23 protein-coding genes are annotated in these 23934 nt (G+C 47.6%); 7 read left to right on the top strand and 16 right to left on the bottom strand.

What is annotated here, in order from left to right:
- Window positions 1-43: 43 nt before the first annotated feature.
- The 4 genes from BMY11_RS04430 to BMY11_RS04415 all read right to left on the bottom strand — a co-directional run bounded on the left by BMY11_RS04430 (window position 44) and on the right by BMY11_RS04415 (window position 5060).
- Window positions 44-1639: a putative amidoligase domain-containing protein gene (locus BMY11_RS04430; RefSeq protein WP_090573228.1), complete on the bottom strand. Its 1596-nt coding sequence runs from the start codon at window positions 1637-1639 to the stop codon at window positions 44-46.
- 122 nt (window positions 1640-1761) lie between these two features.
- Window positions 1762-2316, bottom strand: a complete 555-nt coding sequence (locus BMY11_RS04425) for an outer spore coat protein CotE (protein WP_090573227.1) — start codon at window positions 2314-2316, stop codon at window positions 1762-1764.
- Window positions 2317-2465: 149 nt separating this feature from the next.
- On the bottom strand, window positions 2466-3464 hold the full coding sequence (locus BMY11_RS04420) for an aromatic acid exporter family protein (protein WP_090573226.1): 999 nt from the start codon (window positions 3462-3464) through the stop codon (window positions 2466-2468).
- An 84-nt stretch (window positions 3465-3548) separates the two neighbouring features.
- Complete coding sequence (locus BMY11_RS04415; RefSeq protein ID WP_090573225.1) at window positions 3549-5060, bottom strand: carboxypeptidase M32; 1512 nt, start codon at window positions 5058-5060, stop codon at window positions 3549-3551.
- A 124-nt stretch (window positions 5061-5184) separates the two neighbouring features.
- On the opposite strand from BMY11_RS04415, the gene BMY11_RS04410 reads away from it, so the two are divergent.
- Window positions 5185-5508 (top strand): iron-sulfur cluster biosynthesis family protein, encoded by a 324-nt coding sequence (locus BMY11_RS04410; RefSeq protein ID WP_090573224.1) that lies wholly within the window; start codon window positions 5185-5187, stop codon window positions 5506-5508.
- A gap of 39 nt (window positions 5509-5547) precedes the next feature.
- Window positions 5548-6126, top strand: coding sequence for a beta-class carbonic anhydrase (locus tag BMY11_RS04405; RefSeq protein WP_177182489.1), 579 nt, complete (start codon window positions 5548-5550; stop codon window positions 6124-6126).
- A 61-nt stretch (window positions 6127-6187) separates the two neighbouring features.
- On the opposite strand, the gene BMY11_RS04400 is transcribed toward BMY11_RS04405, so the two are convergent.
- Window positions 6188-6721 carry a DUF309 domain-containing protein gene (locus BMY11_RS04400; RefSeq protein ID WP_090573223.1) on the bottom strand — a complete coding sequence of 178 codons (534 nt, stop codon included), beginning with the start codon at window positions 6719-6721 and terminating at the stop codon, window positions 6188-6190.
- Between the two features lie 367 nt (window positions 6722-7088).
- Window positions 7089-7223, bottom strand: a complete 135-nt coding sequence (locus BMY11_RS29170; protein ID WP_256217296.1) for a hypothetical protein — start codon at window positions 7221-7223, stop codon at window positions 7089-7091.
- Between the two features lie 538 nt (window positions 7224-7761).
- Here BMY11_RS29170 and BMY11_RS04390 point away from each other — a divergent pair.
- The 5 genes from BMY11_RS04390 (at window position 7762) to BMY11_RS29650 (ending at window position 10521) form a co-directional block, all read left to right on the top strand.
- A complete protein-coding gene (locus BMY11_RS04390) occupies window positions 7762-8397 on the top strand; it encodes a DUF4183 domain-containing protein (RefSeq protein ID WP_090573221.1) in 636 nt (211 codons plus the stop codon).
- Window positions 8398-8486: 89 nt separating this feature from the next.
- Window positions 8487-8768: a DUF4183 domain-containing protein gene (locus tag BMY11_RS04385; RefSeq protein ID WP_090573220.1), complete on the top strand. Its 282-nt coding sequence runs from the start codon at window positions 8487-8489 to the stop codon at window positions 8766-8768.
- A gap of 129 nt (window positions 8769-8897) precedes the next feature.
- Entirely contained in the window at window positions 8898-9332 is a 435-nt protein-coding gene (locus BMY11_RS04380; protein ID WP_090573219.1) for a BclA C-terminal domain-containing protein, read from the top strand.
- Between the two features lie 554 nt (window positions 9333-9886).
- Complete coding sequence (locus BMY11_RS04375; protein WP_177182488.1) at window positions 9887-10189, top strand: YolD-like family protein; 303 nt, start codon at window positions 9887-9889, stop codon at window positions 10187-10189.
- 167 nt (window positions 10190-10356) lie between these two features.
- On the top strand, window positions 10357-10521 hold the full coding sequence (locus BMY11_RS29650; protein WP_090573217.1) for an aspartyl-phosphate phosphatase Spo0E family protein: 165 nt from the start codon (window positions 10357-10359) through the stop codon (window positions 10519-10521).
- Between the two features lie 825 nt (window positions 10522-11346).
- Here the strand turns inward: BMY11_RS29650 and BMY11_RS04360 are convergent.
- From BMY11_RS04360 to BMY11_RS04315, 10 genes are all read right to left on the bottom strand, one after another.
- On the bottom strand, window positions 11347-12270 hold the full coding sequence (locus BMY11_RS04360) for a GH25 family lysozyme (protein WP_090573215.1): 924 nt from the start codon (window positions 12268-12270) through the stop codon (window positions 11347-11349).
- A complete protein-coding gene (locus BMY11_RS04355; RefSeq protein WP_090573214.1) occupies window positions 12248-12781 on the bottom strand; it encodes a phage holin family protein in 534 nt (177 codons plus the stop codon). The genes BMY11_RS04360 and BMY11_RS04355 overlap by 23 nt, the downstream gene beginning before the upstream one ends.
- A 47-nt stretch (window positions 12782-12828) precedes the next feature.
- Window positions 12829-15468 (bottom strand): phage tail protein, encoded by a 2640-nt coding sequence (locus tag BMY11_RS04350; RefSeq protein WP_090573213.1) that lies wholly within the window; start codon window positions 15466-15468, stop codon window positions 12829-12831.
- A 118-nt stretch (window positions 15469-15586) separates the two neighbouring features.
- A complete protein-coding gene (locus BMY11_RS04345; protein WP_090573212.1) occupies window positions 15587-15826 on the bottom strand; it encodes a hypothetical protein in 240 nt (79 codons plus the stop codon).
- 3 nt (window positions 15827-15829) lie between these two features.
- The gene (locus tag BMY11_RS04340; protein WP_090573211.1) at window positions 15830-17902 is read right to left on the bottom strand and encodes a hypothetical protein; all 2073 of its coding nucleotides are present in this window, start codon (window positions 17900-17902) and stop codon (window positions 15830-15832) included.
- Window positions 17903-17918: 16 nt separating this feature from the next.
- Window positions 17919-18338, bottom strand: coding sequence for a hypothetical protein (locus BMY11_RS04335; RefSeq protein ID WP_090573210.1), 420 nt, complete (start codon window positions 18336-18338; stop codon window positions 17919-17921).
- A gap of 14 nt (window positions 18339-18352) precedes the next feature.
- Window positions 18353-19177, bottom strand: a complete 825-nt coding sequence (locus tag BMY11_RS04330; RefSeq protein WP_090573209.1) for a phage tail family protein — start codon at window positions 19175-19177, stop codon at window positions 18353-18355.
- Window positions 19174-23211: a hypothetical protein gene (locus BMY11_RS04325; protein WP_090573208.1), complete on the bottom strand. Its 4038-nt coding sequence runs from the start codon at window positions 23209-23211 to the stop codon at window positions 19174-19176. The genes BMY11_RS04330 and BMY11_RS04325 overlap by 4 nt, the downstream gene beginning before the upstream one ends.
- Window positions 23212-23409, bottom strand: a complete 198-nt coding sequence (locus BMY11_RS04320) for a hypothetical protein (protein ID WP_143069204.1) — start codon at window positions 23407-23409, stop codon at window positions 23212-23214.
- A 104-nt stretch (window positions 23410-23513) separates the two neighbouring features.
- On the bottom strand, window positions 23514-23915 hold the full coding sequence (locus BMY11_RS04315; protein ID WP_090573206.1) for a hypothetical protein: 402 nt from the start codon (window positions 23913-23915) through the stop codon (window positions 23514-23516).
- Window positions 23916-23934 lie beyond the last annotated feature (19 nt).

Below are 23934 nucleotides of genomic sequence, written 5' to 3'. Positions count from 1 at the left end.
TCCTTCCGGATGCGGGTTCTTCGCATGGTTACGCTAGTTACGGTCAATGAGCATCGGCGCGCAAAATCCCCCATTTCACACGAATATCAATCCCTGTGTCCCATGTCCTCCCCGATCGAATCGCAGCCAGAAGCGGCTCGATCCATCCTGCGAGCTCGCGGTACGACTTTGTCTGCGCAATCGACGCGGCGAGATCATCCAGACAGCCGCGCAGCGCGTCGCGGTCGCCTGCATAGTAGGCGTCAATATACCGTTCCTCCGCCGAAGGGCAAGCCTCGAGCGTACCGCTCTCTCGAGCACAGAGCAGCGCCAGCGCGAAGGCTGCTTTCGCGGCAAGTGGCGACACGAGCCAGCTCGGCAGTGTCCGGTACTCGAAGCCGCCATGCGGCTGCAGGCGGAAATCGCCAAGGTTGCCATAGCGCGGACGCCGCTTATGCTCCGCAGGTGATTCAATCATCGCAAGTGGAAATGCGATGTAGCTGTCCAGCAAGCGGAGCAGCCGACCAGTAAGCGGGACACCGCTCAAATGCAAATGGCCGCCAAGCGAGAAGCCAGCAGCGGGCATCCCGCCTGCGGCCCAGCGCAGCGGTGGCTGATCCGGTATGCGCTTTGCAGCCAGCTGCAGCAGCTTCTGGATGTTCCGTGCGAGCTCAGCCGGCGAATCTGTCGGCGCAGGTCGCAGCTCTGCGACAGAGTACTTGATCTGCCCGCCGATGAGAACCGAATCGCAGCCAGCGCCATGCCCGCCTTCCAGGTAACGGAAGGCGGAGACGACTTTGCCGCTCTCCGAGAGCAGCAGAAATTCAGGATCGGCGCCAAGCAGCACCTGTTGTTGCTGCCCGCTTCCTATCCTGATATCTCCGAGCTGCTGTGCTAGCTGTGTAACCGCTTTGCCCCAAATGCTCTCAGCATCTAGAAGTTGCTGAGAGGGCGGGAGACTCACAGAAGCAACAAACAATCTGCCCTGCTCATCCGCATGGATGAACACCGAACCGCAATCAAGCCCGCAGGCGTAGAGTGCCCGAGCAGCAAGCCGAGTTAGAGGGCGATATCGCGAGTCCTCTTCTTGCAGCTGCTCGCTCCTCCCACTCCCCCGCATCATGACGCTGCTTCCGTGTAAGGGTAGTCGCTCAACCATAATCGGCAACAGCTGAAACAAGGACACACGAAAGCCTCTATGCGCCACACCCGGCTGCTCGAACGGGTTCGCGCTTGTGCCGGGGCTCGTACTTCTGCTCCCGCGCGCACGCTCGCTCTCGCTTCCACTTGCACTTGCACTTGCACTTGCACGACTGCTCTCACTTCTGTTCCCGCTCCACACAGCAACACCCGCACGCCTCAGCCGCCTGCGTATCGCATCCTCCGATTCCGCGGCAAATATGCTTGCACCATCGTTAAGAGCATGATACTTTGGCAAGGTTTCCGTGCTTATATAGCCTTTCCCGCCAACAATGATGACATCGCCATGAACGGGAACATCAGAACAATCATCACTAACGCCCACCTTATCCTTAAACTTGTCCTCGTACTTGTCCCAGTCCTTACCCTTGTCCTGCTCGAGCATTCCCGAAACGCTGATCCGAATTCGCTCAATCCCGTTAACAATCCATACGCTGCCTCCCACGCGCAGCCACTCCATTTCACTGCAGCACCTGCAAACAAGCGCTGCAGCTCATATTTTTCGAAAAAAAAGAGGGCTCTCGCCCTCGAATCTTTCACTGCCCTCGCATACATTACATTACAACCGCTGTAATCGCATCATTACAGCTCGTCGTCGAGCAGCTCCGGATCCAAATCTTCAAAATCACCGTCATCGCCATACTCATAATCCTTACCGTCATCCGATCCGCCTGGCAAAGTGGCTACCCATACTTTGGTCTCAGCAACAAGAATAACCGCGAATTCGCGCTCCACGCGAATAACGACACCATTGCCGCTAGACGAAATATTCGCCTCAATGCAATTTGGCTCTTGCGTTGACTCCGCAGATACTTCCTCGGTCGAAGCCCGATGCTTCGGATCCAGATAGGAGAGCGGCACGTGTTCCACGTAAGAGAGCGTCTCTTTGGCTACATCTGTTTGCGAGTTTTTGTTGTAAGAATACCAAATGTTGATATCGTAAGTACCGATAACTTCGATCCCGTCTCCTGAGCGGACCGCCTCATATTGATGGTTTATAATCCATGCGCCCAAAATGCTCGTTGGGTGATGAGGCGGCGTAACGTTATGAGTTACTGTGGAAAACTTACGACCTTTGCCGCAGACAGCTTTGGTAATAATTTCTCTAGCCTTAAGCTGTTTATCTGCATAAGCCATCGATCTAACCTCCTCCATACAATCATTCAATTAAAGTGTATGCAGGACATTCGTCTACGGTGACTATTTCTTTTTGACATGTACAAATTTTTACTTTCTATATTTTAAAAGGTTGGTTTCATAGTCAAACAGCTCTGCCGCATCCAGCCTTAATCAGCCCCAACAGCGGCTTCTAGGCTGTTTTTTTGCTTTTTCAGCCTCTTCGCAATGGAGAGATAGTGCTCCAGCTCATGCAGCAGATGCCAGATTGCCGCCCGAATCTCGAACTCTTCGCGGGCTGTTGGCAGCGGCATGCTGCGGAACCTCTCCCCGAGCAGCTTACGCTTCGTTTCCACCTTGCCTTCGTACACATCTGATTTCAGATCGCCGGCTAGATCCTCGAATAGCTCGGCCGCCAGCTCGCCTTGCGGCAATGTTTCAAAAACGTGAGCCAATTGAGTCAGCATGAGGCTGACGGAATCGAGCTGCTGCTGACGCATCTCGAAGTAATTCGACCAATGCATCTTCACGCTATAGTCGCTGCGAAGCCCGCGCCAGATCAAATTCTCTCGGCTTACGTCCGCCCGATGAATGCCTTCTTCTATCGCTTTCCCCGCATCAAGCAGCTCTTCTCCATCCCAAATCAACGTCGGCTGACGTAACGTCTGAGCCATTTTCATAAAAATTGCGCCGAACTTCTCTTCTGTCTCATGTCGAAGCTCTATTAACTTATGCTCCTCTTTCGGCATATAGAGCAGGTTCACGACGAGTGCCCAGCCAATTCCAGTTATGAGCAGCATAATTTCATTTGCGATTAGATGAGTCGTTACTTCTTCCTTCGCATACACGTGGAAGACGATAACCGCACTCGTCACGATGCCTTCCTTCAGCAGCCGAGACCTCGAAAGAATCGGAAACGCGATCAGAATGAAGATGGAGATCGTCCACAGGTGAAAACCGAGCAGTACGAATAGTAATGAGGCAAAAAATAGCCCAAGCACGGAAGCCAAGAACCTCGCCAATGCATTGCGAAGACCGCGCATTACGGTCACTTCTACGCCGAGGATGGCAAGCAGGCCTGCAGCGAGCGGTGGCTGAAGCCCCAGATAATGCCCCGTATAAAGTGCTGCAAGTGCTGCAATAGCGGTTTTTATCACACGTATACCCATATTCGACTCCTCAAGCGTACGTTCTTATAGTTTAACAAAACCGCCCCTGCGTCTTGCGACGCAGGGGGCGGCTAATGGATGAGTTTACAACTTATAGATGTCGGTATATTTCTTCTGCAGGTAGCGGAACAGATAATCCGGATCAAGCGGCTTGCCTGTTATGCTCGTAATGAGCTCCGAAGGCGTTCTCAGCTTGCCGTATTGGTACACCTTATCCGTCAGCCATTCTTTGATCGGAATGAGGTTGCCGCTCTCGACAAGCTCCCAGAAGTTCGGCATTTCACGCTCGAGCGTGTCTGTCATTTGTGCAGCGTACATATTGCCAAGCGAATATGACGGGAAGTAACCGAACGAGCCGCCTGACCAGTGCACATCCTGAAGAACGCCTTCACCGTCGTTCTCTGGCTCAATGCCAAGATATTCCTTATACTTCGCATTCCAAAGCGCAGGCAGCTCTGACGCTTTCACGCCTTCATTAAAGATCAGCTTCTCGATCTCATAGCGAATAATAATGTGCAGGTTGTATGTCAGCTCATCTGCTTCGATACGAATCAAGGAAGGCTGCACGACATTCGTTGCGCGGTAGAAATCTTCTACCGCGACGTCCAGTTGGTTCGGGAAGTGCTGCTGCAAATCACCGAAATACCGTTTCCAGAAGCCCGTGCTGCGTCCGATGACATTTTCCCAGAAGCGAGACTGCGACTCATGGATACCCATCGACGTTCCTGTGCAAAGCGTCGTGCCAATCAGTTCCTTGCTGATGTTCTGCTCATACAACGCATGACCGCCTTCGTGGATCGTACCGAACAACGCGCTCGTCACATCATCCGCCAAGTAGCGGGTCGTAATCCGCACGTCGCCTGGATTAAGGCCCGTTGCAAAAGGATGCGCACTCTCATCAAGCCGGCCGCCTGTAAAGTCGAAGCCCATCTGATCGAGGATGAACAGGCTGAACTTCTTCTGTGATTCCTTCGCATATTGCTGTTTCAAGAAGCCGGTCTCTGGCTGATGGGGCGAATTTGCTATCGCAGCCGATAGCGGCACAAGCTTCTCACGCAAGCCGCCGAATACTCGGTCAAGCTCATCCGTAGTCATACCTGGCTCGTACATATCAAGCAGTGTGTCATAACGAGTACCTTTTACGCCCCACAGGTCGATGAATTGGTTCGTGTATGTAATGATTTTGTCGAGGTACGGCTCGAACGACGCGTAATCGCTGTTTGCTTTCGCATCTTCCCACATCGACTCTGCTTGCGAAGTCAGTACGACATATTCTTGGTACAGCTTCGGCGGGATCTTGACGCTGCGGTCGTAATCCTTACGTGTCTCTTTCACTAGACGCTGATGAATTTCGCTTAATCCCTCATATGCAGCTGGCTGTTCCAGCTCTGTTAGCCATTCTCCAAGCTCTGGGTCTGTCGCAAGCTTGAACATTTGCCCGGACAAATTGCCGATCGCCTCCGAACGGACGTCCATCCCCTTGCGTGGCGCTCCTGTACGCAAATCCCAATAAAGCAGTCCCAGCGACTCTTCATAACTCTTAATGAGCGCGATTCGTTCAACGAATAAGTCCAGCGCTTTGTTCGAATTTGTCATTAAACTGTCATCACCTTTCCATAACGTTTACCAGCTTCTACTTGATCATACTTTTTGCAACCCGTATAATCAACCTAATCATCTTCACTTTAGTAGACAAGCATTGGCGAAAGGAGTCCTACCCTTGCATATAACATTTACACCTTCCGCAGCAGCTAAGCTTGAACCGATCATGCAGGATGGCACCAAGCATCTGAAGCTGTTGTACGATACGGAAGGCTGCGGCTGCGTCGTTAGCGGCGTCCCTGCCCTGCAGGTGATTGAAGCTCCGCTTGCGGATGATAAGCTCGGCGAAGGTACGCCATATTCTGTTTGGTACGAGCCTCGTTACGAAGTATTCTTCGAGCCGAAATTAAAGGTCGATTTCAACGAGGACCGGAATGCGTTCAGCTTGAAGAGCGACAGTCAGATTTATACCGCTAATATGCGGTTAATAAAGTCATACTAACATCACAAGAATCTCGGACATGGGTGAGGAGGAACTACTGTGAACAACATTAAAGAGATAATGGAGTACAATGAACAGTTTGTAGAGAACCGTGAGTATGAGAAATACATCACGAGTCGTTTCCCTGAGAAGAAAATGGTTATCGTCACTTGTATGGACACGCGCCTGATCGAGCTGCTGCCTAAGGCACTTAATTTGAAGAACGGCGATGCCAAGATCATTAAGAATGCCGGCGCAATCGTGACACAGCCGTTCGGCAACATTATGCGAAGCATTCTGATCGCTGTTTATGAGCTCGGCGCTGAGGAAGTTGTCGTCATCGGCCACCATGGCTGCGGCATGACTGGCCTCAATCCTGACGTGGTCATTCAGCATATGTACGAAGGTGGCGTAACGGATGAAACGATTCGTACGCTGACGAACTCCGGCATGCACCTTGAGCGCTGGCTGACTGGCTTCGATAACGTACAGGACAGCGTTGAGCGAAGCGTCGGCATCATTAAGAATCACCCGCTCCTTCCGGTCAACACACCGATACATGGCCTCATTATTGATCCAGAAACCGGCAAGCTCGATCTGATCGTGGACGGTTACGAAGCAGCGGCAGAAACGAAATAACTCGCATTTAAAAAAGCTTAGCTTCTCAAGAGGATTCCCTCTTCATGGAGCTAAGCTTTTATTATTGTGTTGGGGGTGGTTGCTGCCTTCTTCGGCTTGCTGCCTCCGCTCGTGCTGCAATCACATCACTGCGGTCGCGAAGCGTATGGCGATGAATAAGGTCTTCCGCTTCCCGGCTGAGAGCTGCCCATTGATCTCCTTCACGCTCAGCCTTTTGCAAGCATCTCGCAAGAAGCGCTTCATCTATTATAGGTAAATTGATATCCACAAACGGCTCTCCAGCTTCAATTGCAGTAATCCTCATCATTATAAGCGCGCAAACGGCTTCGCCATGAAGTCCAAGCTCATCAAGCCTAGTCGCTGTGAGTCGCTGCCCAGATTGACGCATCATGAGCAGTGCGCCGCGGAAATTGTTCCTTCTATGATGATACGAGCTAACGGCCAGCTGAATGAGTCCGACCCACGTTTCACTTAGCGGATCTCCGGGAAGTGACTTCCAATATTCTTCTAGAATCTCATGGCATTCGAAGTAATCTCTAGTTGCATGAAATTCATAGAGATACGCTTCGTACGCCTCCGGATAGTTCTTCTCCACCGTTATCCCTCGCTTTCCGAAAAAAGAGAATGAAATCTGAAACCTTTGACTATATTAGACATCTTTTTAATGTTTTCATTTATACTTTTACAAGTTCGATTTTGCTGATAATCACTCGTTTTTTCACTCATTTTACTTAGAAAGCATTCAATTTAAACCGATTCATTTCGCAGGATTCGTGACTTTTCATGTGACTCTCCACGTTCAATTTTTGAGTATTTGCTTTACTTTTAATGCTCCTTTAGTAACATTACTCTTAATTATATGCTGATAAGATGCAGAGAAACAAGAACAGGCTGCCGATGATTAGCAGCCTGTTCTTCGATTTGCAAAAGTTCTCCGTTAGCTTAACTAAGACTTACCATGATTAGCCTTTATAAATAATCTTTCTTAGCTCAGTTGCCTGATCTTTGGGTATTTCGTAGCCTTGCCCGCTATCCGCTGTATCGACGAGTAAGGCGGTACGTCCATCTTCGTTAGCAACGTTTACCACGAATTTCATTTGTGTCCCATCTTCGAGCGAAAGGTGCATGAAAAACATTGCACTATAATCTATTTCAAATATCCTTAGTTCATTAACATTCTCATAAGTCACAATGTTTTCTGTAATGGTGTTGTTTTATTGTCTTACATCCATCCGCACATTCAAGTTTTATGGTGACGATTTCTTTCCGTCCAAAACATCATTTTGATATTTTAAGTGTAGTTTGTACCAACCAAGAATAAACAAAGCAAATAAGATATTCGTTACCAAAAGAATCTTAAGTTCTCGATTGACCATTTCCGCCTCCAGCAGTTTTAACATTCTCTAGCTTTCCGCATGCCGTTTGCAATATAAGTAAAATGGACAATCTCTTGCAGTTATGCCTTCATGACAATTGGGGGTGATCATTTGCCTCCCTGTCAAATATCCAAGCACTTTATAGAACCATTACATAACTTAAAGGGTACTTACGACGTGGGAAATACTGTAATATAAGTTGGATTCCCTGATGGCCATCATTGTCATCCTATGACTTGTAAGGGAGGTGTTTAGCTTGATGTGTGATCATGTCAATAATATAAATCAAATGACTCCAGTAAGAATGAAACCATTACTTAGAAAAGACTGTATCATCAAAAAGGGGGATATTCGTAGAACATCTGAATTCGAACTGAAATTGTGGAGCTCTTGTACCCCTCAAAGAAAAGGTTGTACAAAGAAAAAAAACATTGCTTGTTGCCTGAAAAGAAAAACAAAACGTAAAAAATTCAGAAATAAGATTATTCATGTAACAAGTCCACTGCCACAAATTAATATAATCGCTCAGCAAGGAGCACAAGGAAATCCGGGGCCTCCAGGGCCAACGGGATCCACCATCATCCCCTATGTCAACAGCATGCTAATTGCAAAAAGGTATTTTTATATTGCAAGCTCTGATATTGCTCTACCGGCAGATATTCCCGCAATCCAATTCACAAACGATAATGATGAATCAATTGCTGGTTTCACAGACCTTGATCAAAATAGTTATGCGAATCTCTACATCAACGGGATTATGCAAGTTGGCGGCTCTTATAGGGTAAGTCCAAGTGACTTGACCATTTCACACGAAAATGAAATTGTATATGCAGGTACCCCAATTATACTTGAAATAGTTAGATTGTCGGTTCAATTAATCCTAAAAAATGTATAATTATTGAAAAGTATTCATTCTCTCATTTGATTAGCCCTCCCCTTTTTCTATCAAGAGCATAAACTATCAGAGTGAAGGGGGGTGATCAAATGGCTATAATCAAACCCTTTGTTGCTGCTAGACGATTTAGTGCTACAGCGGGAGATGGAACAGGTGTCGGCGCTGCATATAATATTCTTGCTACAGCCACCACCAATGATACTGGTGTACCTGCTACTGCATTTCCGATTCCAACGTACTACAACCTTTATATTAATGCACAGATTCAAGAAGGAGATACTTCAACGCTTACAACGACTGCGATTACTATTCCTGATGGTGATACACTCGATCCTGCGGTCCCAATAATCATTGAAATAATCGTAACCTAATCTGATTGATGGAATACCGACAATTCTAATCATTTAGGATTGTCGGCACTTCATTTTAAATGACCGTCAGAGTATGTTGTTTGCGTACATAACTACTAAAATATACAAACATTAAGGAAGTGAGTATGAATGGCGATTATATTACCTATCGGTCCCCCGATTGTTTCCGGATTTATTTTTAATGTAAGTGCCCAAACGGTCCCTGTCGAGGCTGATGTTACTTTTGATACGAATGGTATTCTTACTCCTGGAATTACGCATGTTCTCGGAAGCTCTCAGATTGGGGTTACCAATCCCGGCAATTATGAGATTACTTTTTTCATATCAGGTGTAGAGCCCAATCAGTTTGCACTATTTAAAAATGGTACTCAGGTTACAGGAACCGTTTACGGTTCAGGTGCCGGCACTCAGCAAAACAACGGGCAAGCTATAATCACTCTAGCTGCCGGTGATGTTCTTACTCTGCGAAATCATAGTTCAGCTGCCGCAGTTACCCTTCAGACTTTGGCTGGGGGTACACAAACAAACGTAAACACGTCTGTTATTATAAAAAAATTAAGTTAGTTTCTATACCACTTGTAAATCCACCGTAACATCCCATTCAATCAATGTCTCAACCGCCTTATTTCCGTTTCCTACTACCTAGAAACCACATCAAGCAAAATCTTTCATCAAAAAAAGTTTTATTTATAAGACCTTAAATATTCAGTTTAGACTGACTCCATTATAAAACCAGCCGCTGCCTTAGACCGGAAAAATAAAGTCCTAGACTGTCGCTGGTTATTGAACTAGCGTGCCCGTTAGTCCAATGTAGGGAATTGAACCCGGACCTACGCATTACGAGTGCGTTTTATCCCGGTTTTTTTAGGTTCTGTATGGTTTCATATGCTGTAATTTAGCCTGTAAACGCCAGTAAGGTTCGGTAAGATTTTTTATGTCGGTAGATGAATGGGTAGATGTGTATAAATCAATCGCTGTATCAAGCGTGAATCTCGTATTGAAATTCTAATCAGAAATAATCTATAATTAGGAACACATGTTCTTGTATTGGAGGGTTTTATATGGGAGATACAAAAAAATTAACTACCGGAGGAAACTGGCTTTGGGAGGACAGTAGGATGATGCTACCTGAACATAAGCGAACGCTAAACGAGCACAACCGCGATCTTCGGCGCCGGGATCAACGAATAGTTGATGATGCAGCATGGGACGACATCTCTGCGGCGTTTGGAGCTTCGATGCAGCACAATGTTTTGATCCGCGTGAAGTTGTTCGATCCATTTGAAGAGATTATCCTAGAAGGCGTCGTGGAGCGAGTGGACCAGCAGCTGCGCCGGTTTAAATTAGACGGGGAATGGTTCGACATGAACTTGATTGAGAGAGCTGTTCTTGCCGAAGAAATTGATTGGTTGAATTATTAAGAAGCCCTGCCGAAATCCCCAAGCATTTGGGACTATGAGCATGTTTTTTACATTATTTAACTGGACCGAAATGTCATTGGAATCTAATATCAGATTATTAAGGTCCTACGACATACATAGTAATCATCAGTAAATAATAATCATACTCTCTTTGAGGACGGTAGTGTATGGAGAATTTTTTAGAAGAAAGAATTTATTTATTGCAAATTGAAATGAATAGGCAAGTACTTATTTGCGGGTGTCTTACGCATGAAAACGTATTAATAGTAAGCCGAGAATTGGATAAATATATTTCCGTTTATCAGAAGCTAAAACGAAAGAAGCGGTTCTGAACAGAGCTGACAGTTTTTATTTTATTAGATAAACCTTCTTCACTGACCATTCCATGACACCTTGCCGCCAAGAAGTACGGTGGCAAATCGAACTCCGATGTATGTCTTCCCGCTAATCATTTTATAGCTTGAAACACCTCTTCCGTTTACATATGGCGTCGCCTCAGATCACTTAAGCGATTCTGAGACTTCCAACTTAATAAGCGAATCCAATTTATCCCTTAATATTAAACAACAATGTTGGAGTATTTTAACCGCATAGGTATGGTTGACAGTAGGAGTTCCAATAAGGGATCGACATGAGATATATCCTCGTACAGCCTCAAACGCCATCTTTGTATCATATTCATTAATGTTGTACATGAACGAATAGTCATACTCAGTCATTTTGGGATTTGGGTTATAATCCGTGACAAACAAATGTCCAATGCCATGAATGTATTCCATACCTACAAATGAGCATGTTTGCACGATTTCATCCATACTGAGATTTTCTTTGAATTTCATACTATTATATAGGGTACTCGCATTATGCAAACAATTATTGGCTTTCTGTAAAGACTTGCCGAGTTTTGGTTTCAAATTCTCACAACCTCTTCAAATGTATCTGCTTAATGATATACGATCTCCCTTTCAAAGACTAGGAATGATTCAATCCGCTTAGCTAGCTGTCCTTCCTTCTTGGTACAAACACTTCCTGTCAGTAGTAATCATTCATGACGAAAACGCTGCCCTTTCAGTAGAGACTGAATGAATATAAAAAAGCCCTGCTCAAATCCCCAAGCGCTTGGAGATTTGAGCAGAGCTGCCAACACACTGGAACAATCACTTATTAAAATATACTTTCTTTGTCTGACCGTCCCAGGCTACATTCCCGCCAAGCATCACGGCTGCAACTCTGACGCCGATATACGTTCTTCCCTCGCGTAGCTTGAAACCACCAACAGCCTTGCCGTTGAGATACGCTGTAGCAGCTGATGCGTCCCAATGTACTTTTGCACCGAGTGCATCGCCCAGCGGACGTAACGGTAAGTACACATGACCGTCAATAACGCGACCGTAAGCTACCAGGTTATCATTGACAATCACCGGGATATTGTCCTCACCTAATGGTTGCGGCACATTCGGATGAACATATTTGTCGTAAAAGACTCGCTCCATCGCATCTGTATCAACATTTCCGCTGATGCCATCAATGTGTCCGATATCGGTGTACTGGAATACTGCCCACTGCTGCCACGTACTGTTGCTCATGGGTTGCTCTACTCCGTAATGAGCCACCCAAAGCGGCCATTTGGCAAGTTTCTTGCCAAGATAGGACCGCGCAAAGCTCGCGCCTGTGTAAATCATCGCCGGATGACCTGTAAGGCGTTCTACCTCCTGCAACCACGCTACACACCAAGCCGTTAGCTTCTCCGCACCGACCTTTTTCGCCATCTCTTCACCTTCAACATCCAGCACATGCGGGAACACAGGCTTGTACAGCTTTACGGTAGCTACGAAGCATGCCGCCTCTTTAAGTGGATCGTTAAGATTAGGATGAGCGTAATGATAAAGGCCATACGGCATTCCGACGCGCTGCGCGCCTTCGGCATGTGAGGAAAGCTTGAGGTCTACTCTGCTCGCTCCTTCAGTTGCCTTAATAAACACGCCTTGTACACCATTAACCTTAACTACCTTCCAATCAATCTTGTCTTGCCATTTGGATACGTCAATCACCTTAATGTCACTTGCTTGTTTTGCCTGCATCCTTAACCTCTCCTCTCGAAGTTTCCATCATATTTAAAGCCCTTTGTCCCTTTGCCTTGATTTCAGACGATACAAAATTGAGTACCTTCTTCGGAATCCACCGCCCCCAGCCTGCTCTAAACGTATTTGCCGTCATACTCTCCCAGCTGTGGTACGCGAGCATGAACGTGAGACCGTAAAAGGCAACACCCGGTTGACTTACTCCAAATGTGGAGGATGCAACCTTGTCCAACAGCATGCCGATAAACGGTATAAACAACAGGAAAACAGTTCGCAAAGCTCCCGTTTGTCCGTACTCACTCCGATACGTCTCTGTTTTCTTCGCCGCGGCAGTACCGGCGATCCAATCTGCAATGACGATTGCAAAGAACAATGCGAACGCCCAGAACTTCCCGCTCTCTGTTGCTCGGCTAATTATTGGCGAGATTGCTGCACCAACCGATGCTATAATCCCATTTGCTGGTTTGATGAGCGTGTCCAGGCTAAAAAGCGATCTAATAAATCTGTTCATTTCCCTCTCCCCTTTTGGCAATAAAATAAGCTCCGCGAGAGCGGAGCTTATAAAGCATGCCAGTTTAGTTTTAAATTGAAGCTTTCAGAGACACTACCGCTGTAATTGCGGAACGTAAGCTTGAATGCAATAACGCCGCCATTATTTGGGTCCGGCGTCAAATCCACATCAAAGAGCATTGTGTAGGTCTTGTTCCATACACGGGGAGATAAGACATGTACGCCATATGGAGACAGATTACGTTGCCCATTCACGTGCCCGCGTACATTATCCACATCGACGTATGTCGCCCACAAGGATCGCCCTAGTCCGTCTGCGTTGTTTGCAGCCTTCCGACCAACAGTCAGCTGAGCCCCATAGGTGTAATTGTCATAACCGCTGCCATCATCCAATGAGAGCGACAGGTTAACACTACGGCGACCCGCCCCAATCTGCACATAGTACGTTTGATACGTTCCGGCTGCCGCACTCACGGCCAGCGTCTGTGCACCGTAGGGCACACCACCATAAGCAATGTCTCCGGCAACCGCTCGAATTGCTCTCTCATCGCGGTACCGAACGTCATGGTAAATCTTTTCCTTGAATACTGGGAAGCCATCTGTTCCAAAATCCTTGGAACTATTTAGCCCGCCGTCCGGGTCTTCTTTGCCAAAACCGATAAGAATATATCCAATCCGAATACTACCAGTAGGAGGGTTAGGAGGATACGCCGTCCAGCCCCCGCTCGTACCTGCATTTGTAAGTCGTACAACGCCTCCAGAATCGACATAAAGATACCGAAACTCCCATCCGTCAAAATCTGAGAAGCCTGCACCAAGTATCTGAGCTGCGAAGCGCGTTTCCGGGATGGTCAAATATTTACCGTCCGGCATGATAACCTCCATTGCCGATACAACGATGTCTCCTTGTGGACGACTAAACAAATAAGCACTTGCCGGAAGGGGTAAGGTGACATCCAACCCAGAAACACCAGTAAAGGAGGTTGCAGTTTTCCCAGTATAATTGAAATCAGTTATATCACTACCACTCGCTGAGCTAGCATATGCTATTCCGCTCGCATCAAACGAAGCCGTGCTTGCAACATTAATTACTGTGGCCGCAGTGCCGGTCACTGCTTGGGTAAGCGTCGTCTTGATCACCGTTTGAGTGCGGTTTTGTATCGAAATAATCCCACCACTAACAATACCTTGTCCTGCAACTTTATCCACGGCAGTCTGTGATATGAATGCCCAGCTATTCTGAAGCGCTTGGCGCAGCAGAGCAAGCTTGCCGTTCAAATCAGTGAATTTTGCTGTCACATTGTTCCGCTCCGTCGACGTTATACTACTGTCAGCAATTGCAGTGTCGATGGCGGATATAAGCGCTGTGTACGCGGTATCATAGTTCGTTTTACCTGATCCTAGCGCAGACTTTAGCGTAGCGTTAGTGAAATACGTATTGTTGTACACGTTAGCATACTCTGCGTCCACATCCGCTCTTTCGTTTGCCAGCTGAAGCTTATGCTCCGCAATTGCCTGTGCTTCTGCAATCGTAATGACACCGTCTTTAAATGCACCATCAATATAATTAGACAGATCAGTTTGTGCCTGAGCGAGCTGGGCTTGCTGCAGATCGAGCTCAGCAGCTCGCCTAGACAAAGTTGCCTCAATCTCACGCTGCTTACGACGATACGTCAGCATGTAATCCGACATGCCCCGATCTTGGAAGTTTCCGAGTACTAAGCGTGGATGTTGTGGTTCGAACGGGTAACGCTCATATTCCAATACCCGAGTATTAAAGTCGAATCCTAACTCTTCGTCAATTACGCGCACTGTATCGCCTACGCCGATAAAACCAACTGCAATTCCGGCTTTGAATAAATCGACGAGATCGACTTCGTAGCTTACCTTCGGAAGCTCGTTCTCCGACAGGTACTTTTGCATGGCAGCCAAGAGTCGCCCCTGATCATCAATATCGGGCCATTCCTGCTTTGCTTCGTATGGACGCTGCGAATCATAGTAGGATGAGTCAATGTATTTCGTGGCGTGCCCTGACATCCCCTCGATGGTTAATCCATCCTTGCCATACCCGTAAAGTCTTGTCACACGATCCATCGTATGGACGGTCCGCTCGATCCCTTTCAGATTTTTCCGATACCGAATCTGCTCACCATTGTCAGCTCCCCTGCGTGTGCTGAAGGTTATGGACTGATTGTTGAACGTAAGCTCCGCACCAAAAACTTCGCATAGATCATAGAGACATGCCAGACGCGATTTTTCTCCCCAGTCGAAAATGTCTTGCGGCGAAAACACACCGTTGACTGTGTAGTTAAACGGTGTACCTGCAAACAGTTGGGTGAGTAATGGTCCCGGTAGTTGTGCCGCAGCGAAGTCGATGTAAGAGTCAAAGAAATACTGACCAAACGTAATGGCAATATGGTGTGCCTCTAGATTCTTCTTCACCTTGTCTTTCCTGCCACCGGACTCGTGCTTAATGACAAATCGTTGACCTCCTTCTATGTCGGAAGGGAACCGGATTTCGTTGTCAGTTATCAAACCGGTATATCGCTCATCACTGCCTGGAGACTTAGGGTGCTCGAACGAAACGAAATATTCTCCGTTCAGCACTTCACGGATTCGAACAGAAGAAGCGGCTGGCAAAAACGCCAACCGCCCCGCTTGGTCCCATAATTCAAGTCTGGATATCATTCCTCACCATCGCCTTGATCTGTGTTTAAAGGTCCCTGCAGTTGCGTCCGATATGGTTCAGGTACGTCCGCTAATGTCATCATGCCCTTTTCGAGTTTATAGCGGTAATAGGTAAGCATTACACAGCGCCTCCTTCCAGTTGGACTATCCGCTGCTCAAGAGCTGCGGTCTTAGCAGATAGTTCATCGACCATAATCATAATGCCGACCATTGTCGATCCGAGGTCATCATCATTTTGCATGGAAAGTGTCAGCGCTTTTCCAATATCGCGGATGACAGGCGGTTCGGTAAGCTGATCTAGCTCCTCGGGAGGAATGCCGTGCTGGATGCAAAATTCACGAATAGCTGCTAAATTCATCGTTTACCCTCCCAACGCTTTCACGCGCTTGTACATTTCGGCCATGCTTCGGACCAAGATTTCGATTTGCGTCGTGTTGTCGGCCGCTTGCTGTACGATAACTCCTTGGATGCTCTTGGCCGTAGATTGATATTCGACCTTGGCTTCGATTGCGTTGGCCGTATAGGTGTGTTTATCGAGAACGGTATAGGTGACGGTATATTCGGCAGATGCATCGAAAATAGTTTTAGATTGATACACCCGCTGCGATCCGTAAGCAAGAGTTACGACAAACGACCAGTTTGCAGTATCATCTACCCCGTTCTTGAAAACTTTCAAGATTTTAGAGTTTCTATATTTCAGGGGATTATCACTAGCACTCGGTACTCCTACAGCATTAATATGATAATCAGCTGTTGATCCTCCCGTTGTTGGCACTACTTTTTCTCGTAGCACGACACCCTCTAGTAATTCAACCTGATTGCCACCAGATGCAAGAGAAATAACCCCTTCCCCGCCTAAGATGACTTCTTCAATTGATTGTGCCAGGACATAATCAATCGTGTAAGGAGTCCATCCTGCTGCCATCGAAGTCGGCGCCGTCGTTACAGCCCCTGTATTACTCGTTGCATTCCACACAGTCCAAGTCTTTGTCCCGGTTCCATCATATGGTGTACCGAATGTCCCATTATTCATCTTCCACCCATAAAAATACGCTTTCCAATCGGCATTGCTCGGCACGTATGAATCGCCAAAACCGGTTAAAGCATTCGAAACTGACATATATAAGTTAAAAGGTCCGCCACCACTAATAACTTGAGCATCCGTAACTATACCAGGATCAATGTTGGGTATAATAACCCCATCGAATCGCGTTACACGGCTCTTATCTTCCGAAGCCCCGGATGCCACCCAATTTTGTCCAGTGTTATTTAGATACACACGTTTTGAACCTGCGTATAATGGTGCAGCATGATTTGACCAAGCTGCCGATCCGTCCAAAACAACTCCTGTTACCCACAACTTTTCCTTGTACCATATTCCTTCTCGCTCATAGGCCAAGTCTCTAACACTTCCGTCGGGTTTTGAAGCGAGATTAGTTTGAAGGTAAATGTAATCAGCATTGTGTGGTTTGAATGATGTTGCAACGGAACCTAGTTCGAGCTGCCAGTTAGAGAACCTTACGGCCGCCGATGTGTTTGACTGTAGGTATACAACTAATGCGACAGTCGTAGACCTTGTCGTGAATGTTCCGTTTTTCGTTCCGGCACCTGGAGATAAATAGAGTGCGGGCGACTCCTGAGCTCCACTCGCATTTACGCTGTATATAGAGAAAAGGGCATCCGAACCTTCTGCTGTAAATGAAATAGAATACTGCTGAGATGGAGCGGCGTTTAGGTTGAATTTATTGGAACCGGTCCCGAATGTATCGAGAACATAAGGTACAGACTGCGAACCACTGGTTGTTAATGAATCGACATATGCGCTTAATAGATTCTTCCCTGCCTTACGAACCGTAGCACCTTGTACGTGCTTGGCGCTATCGACATACGGAAACTTGTCCGCCAACTTGTCTCCGGAATACTCGGGATCGACGTCGATTTTAGCATACGTTGCAGCGTCAACCTCGTATAAACGGAACCCGTCAACGAATGCAGTCTTATCCACACTATCACTGCCACCGCGATATAAGCCTATATAAGGATTTGAGACTGTAGGAGAGAACTTAATGTAACCAGTTCTCCAAGTTCCATCAATCGTCATATTTTGAGATGCATCGACTGTTCCATCCGCGATATCCGAGTTTCTTTGTACAATCTTGTAACCCGTTGCTGTAGGTGACTGATTGGCTTGAGCCATTAGCAAATAGTACTTGCCTATGGTTAAGGCTACTTGGCGCTTCATGATATTGTGGTTTGAAGTTGGAACCAGCTTTATTGATCTGCTACCGTACACAAAAGTAGTGGTATCGTCTGAGGCACTATTCCCGATAAAGGTCCACTTGCTCTTATCTTCGCAATTACCATCGGTCCCAAGTAAATTAACAAGGGTTCTCCCATAAATCGTCACCTTGGCTGTACTTGCTTGTGCAACCATGTCAGCTCCTCCTTTCCTAAATAATGTTCAAGCCGTGCGCGAGCGTAACCGACTGTGTTGCTGTCTCGATCTGCTGTGCATGAATTTCTCGTACTAGAGTTCCGAGCGTTGATCGGGCAGTTCCATCCGCGCCAAGGCGGGCATCCACAATCTCTGAGTTTCCGCTGCCAGCTGACCCAATAATATTGTTAATCTGCGCTTGCTGTGCATCCAATTTCGCCTTAACGCTTGTGCCCGTTGTGTATTCGATCTGCGTGGCCGTGTGCGCTGTTGTCGCATTGGCGTGAGCGGAGTCGGCTGTGATTCGTAACTGCTGCTCAGTTGTAATCTGTTGCTGTTGGCTAGTGAGATCCGCATCCGCTTGATCAAAGTTAGACTGCAGGTCAATTTGCGACTGCAGGTCTAGTTCCTGACTAATCGTTTTAAAGCGACTCATAGGCAAGCTCCTTTCTAATATAAGTAAGTGTGCCGAAAACGAAAAGCGACCGTCATGTTTGGACTGGTCGCTGTAATGGTGAGACTATTCAGACCCTCAATTAGCTTCGGGAATCGTCCGGAAAATAAGCCTAAGACGTTGATTCCGTTCTTCTTTGCCGTCTGCTCCATCGGAGCGCAATTAAGCTCCAGTACATCCGTTGGCCCAAGCGTGACGTTCACGCTGCAAGACTCTCCGGTTGTCGTATTGGTTATCGTCAAGTTCGATGCAGAACCGGTGATCGTTATGACGGGATACGCCTCGTGAGTCCCCGCATGATGCACAGTGATTAGCTGAGGTGAAGACTTCACGGCAAATGAATACTGACTTCCTCGCCTTAGCCCCATGCCATAAGTGTACCCTTGCCCATATCTCAATGGATACGTTGTATGATGCACGCTCTCTGAGAATGGGCTAAACGCTTTTAGTGGCAAGGTGAATGACCCAAGTTGTAGCAGCTTCTCGATTCCAATACTGCCGTTGTATTTGCATAACCACCGCTTACCAGGCATCCGGTCAAGAACAAGCGATTTTGCTCCCGCACGAGCATTAAAAAGCTTCGCCAATTGTTGCAACTTGTTTTGATATTGTATCTCACTTGACTCCTGTAATATTACTTCAAGCTCGATGAGACGAGGGCCGTATTCCGCACCCATATCTAGTGATCCATCCAGTCCAGGTATTTCAGCCTCCGTTTGACGCGTTTCCGGCAATAATGGAATATTCGACTTTACGAGCTTAAGGCCAAGAGAAGCGAAACTGATGCCATCGAACGTCGCTCCGTCGTTATCGACCGTCATAAACGTTCACCCCTAGCTAGCATTCGTTGTGCAACCGCATCACGTTCGCCCCAGTAGCTCTGTATATCAGCCTGGTCTTCCAAACGCACATCACCGCTGTGTTGTACAAGCGGTGCATTATAATTATTAATGATCGGTGCTGCTTGCTGATTTTGAGTCGAAGCGACTAGTGACCCTACTTGCTTCGGAGTCAACGTGACTTCACCCATTCGAAGAATGGAGTGGAGCTCATCCGGCATCAACTTATCGCCGATTCGAAACGGTACCTGACCGGCAATGCCGCCTGTGTGATAATACACGGGTGTTGTGCTTACTACGCGACCGTCAAGAACATAACCCCCGGCCTCCGGTGACCACACTGCACCATTGGCGAGCGTGTCCTTAAACTTCCGACCAGTATTTGATGAAGATGAGCTTGTTGTCGCGGTAGCTGTTCCGGTGTCCATCACTCCACCTCCACCTTGGGAATTTGATGAAGATGAGCTTGTTGACGAACTAGCTGTTCCGGTGTCCGTTATTCCGGTACCTGAGGAAGATCCAACCGCACTTGACAACCTAGCATATTCACTTGCCAGAGCTGCAAGCTCCGCCCTAATCTTAGCATTGGTAGCCGAAAATACCTTAAATCGCTCATCTTCGAGCAGCTGATAAAGGGGCTTCATATCCCCGCTGTAATCCACGAAGGCTTGTTTCAGGTCATCGTACCACGATTCGATGTCATCTTTTTTCTGTTCGAGGTCATCTAGTTTGTCCTGCCGTTCTTTATCCAGTTTGCGCTTTTCGTCCTCGTTATCCATTTGGCGCAGCTTATCTTGGAGCTCCTTGTATTTCTGTTTTCCCTGCTCCGAGGTGGCAAGACGATATTTTTCAAGGTCAGCGATGAGTGCCTTGCGCTCAATGACTCGCTCTGAGTCGTCAATCGCTTCTTTCTGCCCATCGTAAAAATGCTCGATTTCCTTTCGACGCTCGTCCAGCGCATCAAGCTCAGCTTGTTTCTCTCGCTCAATCGCATCCAGGGCAACATCAGATGCTTGCTTAATGTGCTCCTTCCGATCGCTCTCGATTTCTTTCTGTTTGTCCTCTTCTCGCTGCATGAGGTCTATCTTATTCTCGTAGACCTCATTGTCTGCCTGCTTGTAAAACTCGGAGTCTTTTGCATAACGGTCTCTTACACGTGTCCACGCTTCCAGCTTCATAACAGTAATGTCCGCTTCAGATTTTCCAGCCAAACGCATCCGCTTCTCTTCCTGTTCGCTCCACTCGCTCGATGCCTCGAACTTCGTCCTCGCAGCCTCTTCACTTTCCTTAAGCAGCTCTTCTTGATGCTGCTCTTCTTTATCGCCCATTTGTTCCTTCAGCTGGTAGATGCGCACTTCAAGTTCCTGTCGGATCTCACTGTTATCTTTGTACCGCTCCTTCAGCCGCTGAAGCGCTTGAAGCTCCTCACTGTCAGACATCTGGTTCAAGCTTCGCTGCCTGTCGATAAATTTCAACGATGTCTGGTACTGGTCCTGTTGAGCTTGAGTAAGCTTCTTCGCTTCTTCTTCTTTCTTTCTGCGCTGTTCATCCAGTTGCTCTTTCTCTTCCTTGTTCATTTGCTGTTTGAGCTGATACACGCGGACTTCAAGATCCTGCCGGATCTCGCTGTTCTTCTGGTAGCGTCCCTGCAACCGTTCAAGAGATTGGAGCTCGTCTGCTTCAGACATTTGGTTCAATTGCCGCTTCCGTTCTATGTATTTCAGAGATGATTGGTACTGCTCTTGTTGGATCTCTGCAGCAGTCTTACCCTTGCCCTTCCCTTTCCCTTTCCCCTTATCTGGAGTAGTGGCGCTGCCAGGCAGCGGTTTATCAAAGATGCTGTAATTGCCAACGGTGATCGCATCGACATCACGCTCTGCTTGTAGAACAGTTGCTTGCGCGGTATTAATCTGGCCAGAAGTATCTTTAATGGCGTTCTTCAGCGTGCGCTTTAACGCATCTTGAGTAAAGTTACCGAGACCAGGTACCGTTGGTTCAGGTATCGGTTTATTTTCTAGCGCTTGCATCGCTGCCAACTGTGGTTTAAGTAAATCAATTCGCGTCTGTGCCTCATTTTTTGCAATCTCAAGACGCTGCTTAGATCCTTCGGCGGCGGCATCGACGGTGCTTTTCTCTGCATCTATCAGCTGTTTGAGAGCATCGACATTATTGATATGCCATTTTCCTTCTTCATCAAGCTGCACAAGTAAATCCGGATACTCTCGCTTAAGTTGCTCCACCGTCTGTGCGAGCTGCTGCTTTTGCTGCGCCGATAGTTTTTCCTTACTGCTCAGCTGCTCGTATTGCTTCTGTAGCTTGTTCATAGCGTCGATATGCTTAACTTGCCCAGATACCACTCGAACGTTTTCTTCTTCTAGTGCCACCTGAGCGCCTGCGGCCCCTTTCGCTTGCTCCTTCATACGACCGAGTGCGTCTGCGGCGGCATCCCCCGACTCAAAACCGAGCCCTCGGAGCTCCTTGTCTAAGCTCTTTATGGCATCTGCGAGCTCATAAATTTCATGCGTATTGTCGATGTTCCCCTTGCCACTCTGAGCAAGTGCCATTCTCTTGTTGTAATCATCCATTAATGCATTGCGCTTTTCCATGATCGGGTTTAATGTCTCAATGCTAGCCGTCAGCTTCTTGAATTCTTCGACTTGCATATTAAGCGGTGACTGCATCAGCTTGGCATTCAGGATCTCTTGCGAGCTGGCGAATTCCAGCGCAGACTGAGAAGCTGAGGAAGCGCCTGCAGTATACGCAGCAAACCCTCCAACAACAAGGCCAATCGCGGCGATTGCTAAACCGATTGGACCAAGCGCGATCTCCAAGCCCGCTAATGCCGTTGTTAAAGTGTAAATCAGAGGCACTAACGCCGTGACAGCTGCCGTTATTGCGAGCACAGCTGCGGTCCCTGCTGCCATTCCTACTGCGAGTCCTTGATGCTCTTTTGCCCAGTCTCCGATGGATTTGATAATTGGTATAACGAGCCCCATTAGCTCCTGAAGCAAAGGAAGAAAAGCCTCGCCTAGCTCCGCTTCGGCCGTCTGTATCGTTTGACTGAACTGCGCTTGAGTACCGTTATAACCTTCCATTGCTGTAGCTGCATTACCGGTGTACATCGACGATTCCTGCATAATGCCGTTGTACGCAGCCAGTGTCTTTTGTGCATCCGAAAGCTTATCAGCGGTTGTGCCAATAGAGCCGGCGTAACGATCGTACATAACGCTCAGGTTCGTCGTAATCCCCGCAGCGTCTGTCAATTCCGAGTTGCCCGTCTTTACCCCTTGAGCAACCTGTTCAATGGCTTCTCCCCAACTTAGGTGAGCTTCACGGTTATATGCTGCGGCGTCCGCTGTCGCGAGAATCAGGTTCTTGGTCTGATCCAAATTTAGTCCAGACGCTAGAAGGGTCTTTACCGTCCCAGAGGCCTGGGCAAGATTCAAAAATCCACGGTCGACCAGATCTTGTACCAGATCAATGGTTTCTTTGACATTTACCCCTAACGCCTTTGATACCTCTTCTAGCCCGCGCTGTGCGTTAATATAAGCGTTGGCTTTATCGGCAAGAGTCTCAATTTCACCAATTAGCTTTCCTAGCGCTGCCCCCGCTCCTAGCGCGATAAGGGCATTGCTTAAGGCCTCCACGCGGTTAATGGATTCCTTGGTCTCTTGCTGCGCTTCGCGCATCTTCTGCTTAACCTTCTCGATCATCTCACTGCTCGCGCCAAGCTTGCGTAGCTGAATCTCGACCCGCTTTAATTCCTGCTCAAGAAGTTCCGGCTTAACCTCACGAATCTCCCTCTGAATTTGACGCATTTCCTTAGCACTCATACCGGTATCAGTAAGGGACTTTCCTAAATCCCGAATTTGCTTTGTTACTTGGCGCGCCTCGTTCGTGGACGTGCTCATGGTCTGCTTAGCTTTCGATAGCGATTCATTAAAACCGCTTGCATCGAGTTCCATTCTAGCTCTGATCGCGCCGACATCCGTTGCGTTCGCCGTAGCTCCTGACATCTACTCTCCACCCCCCTGCAGCCGTCTCCGAAGTTTCGCCAAGCCCTCTGCATCGAATTTATTGTCATCGTTCTCAGATACTTGGTGCAAAATACCGCTAATAGACTGATAAAATTGCTCAAATTTCTCCTGCTCCATGTTTGGCGCACAGATTGAAAGCAGATTGATCACTCGCTCCTCGGCTATCTTCAGTTCCAACTTGTATAGGAGCTGCGGGAGATCTACCATGTAGAAGTCGTTTTCCAATCGCAGTTGCGTCGTTCCAAGCTTCAGAGCCGCCTCCGCCAGCCATTCGTCTAGCGTTACCGGCCCGCGACCGGCTTGCTTTGAAGTAGCTTGCCGAACGGGGCGAGGAACTTTTTTGCAGCTTCATTTAAATTGTTCCGTTGGACAGTCCTCGAAATGAATTGAATCAACTCATTGTGGTCGACATTCTCTTCGATCCACGCCGGTTCCAGCTCAGTCAGCACAGCGACGAGTTCTACGATCTCATCAAAAGCCATTTGAATGCCAACCAACACAGTCGCCGTAAAATCCGAAGTTTGGCGAGAAGCGATCACGTCCAACAGGAGCTGGGGCAGTGTTTCGACCTTGCCGAACAGTGCCTTCCACTTCGCAACGGTGAGCTTTGGAATATCAACCCGTTTTTCTCCGAACATGACAAAATCCTGATCCTGATCTTCTTGTTTTCTAAACCATTGCATGCCTCTTAGCCTCCTTAAA

This window comes from Paenibacillus sp. OV219 (assembly GCF_900110075.1).
Classification (GTDB): Bacteria; Bacillota; Bacilli; order Paenibacillales; family Paenibacillaceae; genus Paenibacillus_Z.
Note: the sequence above shows the minus strand (reverse complement) of the source record. Positions and strands in the feature narration are given on the sequence as shown.

What these genes read in the sequence shown, in the direction of transcription:
- BMY11_RS29650 (WP_090573217.1), top strand. Translation starts at nt 10,357, where the DNA reads ATGGAGAATTTTTTAGAAGAAAGAATTTATTTATTGCAAATTGAAATG.
- BMY11_RS04340 (WP_090573211.1), bottom strand. Translation starts at nt 17,902, where the DNA reads ATGGTTGCACAAGCAAGTACAGCCAAGGTGACGATTTATGGGAGAACC.
- BMY11_RS04430 (WP_090573228.1), bottom strand. Translation starts at nt 1,639, where the DNA reads ATGGAGTGGCTGCGCGTGGGAGGCAGCGTATGGATTGTTAACGGGATT.
- BMY11_RS04360 (WP_090573215.1), bottom strand. Translation starts at nt 12,270, where the DNA reads ATGCAGGCAAAACAAGCAAGTGACATTAAGGTGATTGACGTATCCAAA.
- BMY11_RS04425 (WP_090573227.1), bottom strand. Translation starts at nt 2,316, where the DNA reads ATGGCTTATGCAGATAAACAGCTTAAGGCTAGAGAAATTATTACCAAA.
- BMY11_RS04420 (WP_090573226.1), bottom strand. Translation starts at nt 3,464, where the DNA reads ATGGGTATACGTGTGATAAAAACCGCTATTGCAGCACTTGCAGCACTT.
- BMY11_RS04325 (WP_090573208.1), bottom strand. Translation starts at nt 23,211, where the DNA reads ATGTCAGGAGCTACGGCGAACGCAACGGATGTCGGCGCGATCAGAGCT.
- BMY11_RS04385 (WP_090573220.1), top strand. Translation starts at nt 8,487, where the DNA reads ATGGCTATAATCAAACCCTTTGTTGCTGCTAGACGATTTAGTGCTACA.
- BMY11_RS04380 (WP_090573219.1), top strand. Translation starts at nt 8,898, where the DNA reads ATGGCGATTATATTACCTATCGGTCCCCCGATTGTTTCCGGATTTATT.
- BMY11_RS04415 (WP_090573225.1), bottom strand. Translation starts at nt 5,060, where the DNA reads ATGACAAATTCGAACAAAGCGCTGGACTTATTCGTTGAACGAATCGCG.
- BMY11_RS29170 (WP_256217296.1), bottom strand. Translation starts at nt 7,223, where the DNA reads ATGAAATTCGTGGTAAACGTTGCTAACGAAGATGGACGTACCGCCTTA.
- BMY11_RS04330 (WP_090573209.1), bottom strand. Translation starts at nt 19,177, where the DNA reads ATGACGGTCGATAACGACGGAGCGACGTTCGATGGCATCAGTTTCGCT.
- BMY11_RS04335 (WP_090573210.1), bottom strand. Translation starts at nt 18,338, where the DNA reads ATGAGTCGCTTTAAAACGATTAGTCAGGAACTAGACCTGCAGTCGCAA.
- BMY11_RS04375 (WP_177182488.1), top strand. Translation starts at nt 9,887, where the DNA reads ATGATGCTACCTGAACATAAGCGAACGCTAAACGAGCACAACCGCGAT.
- BMY11_RS04345 (WP_090573212.1), bottom strand. Translation starts at nt 15,826, where the DNA reads ATGAATTTAGCAGCTATTCGTGAATTTTGCATCCAGCACGGCATTCCT.
- BMY11_RS04390 (WP_090573221.1), top strand. Translation starts at nt 7,762, where the DNA reads ATGTGTGATCATGTCAATAATATAAATCAAATGACTCCAGTAAGAATG.
- BMY11_RS04315 (WP_090573206.1), bottom strand. Translation starts at nt 23,915, where the DNA reads ATGCAATGGTTTAGAAAACAAGAAGATCAGGATCAGGATTTTGTCATG.
- BMY11_RS04355 (WP_090573214.1), bottom strand. Translation starts at nt 12,781, where the DNA reads ATGAACAGATTTATTAGATCGCTTTTTAGCCTGGACACGCTCATCAAA.
- BMY11_RS04350 (WP_090573213.1), bottom strand. Translation starts at nt 15,468, where the DNA reads ATGATATCCAGACTTGAATTATGGGACCAAGCGGGGCGGTTGGCGTTT.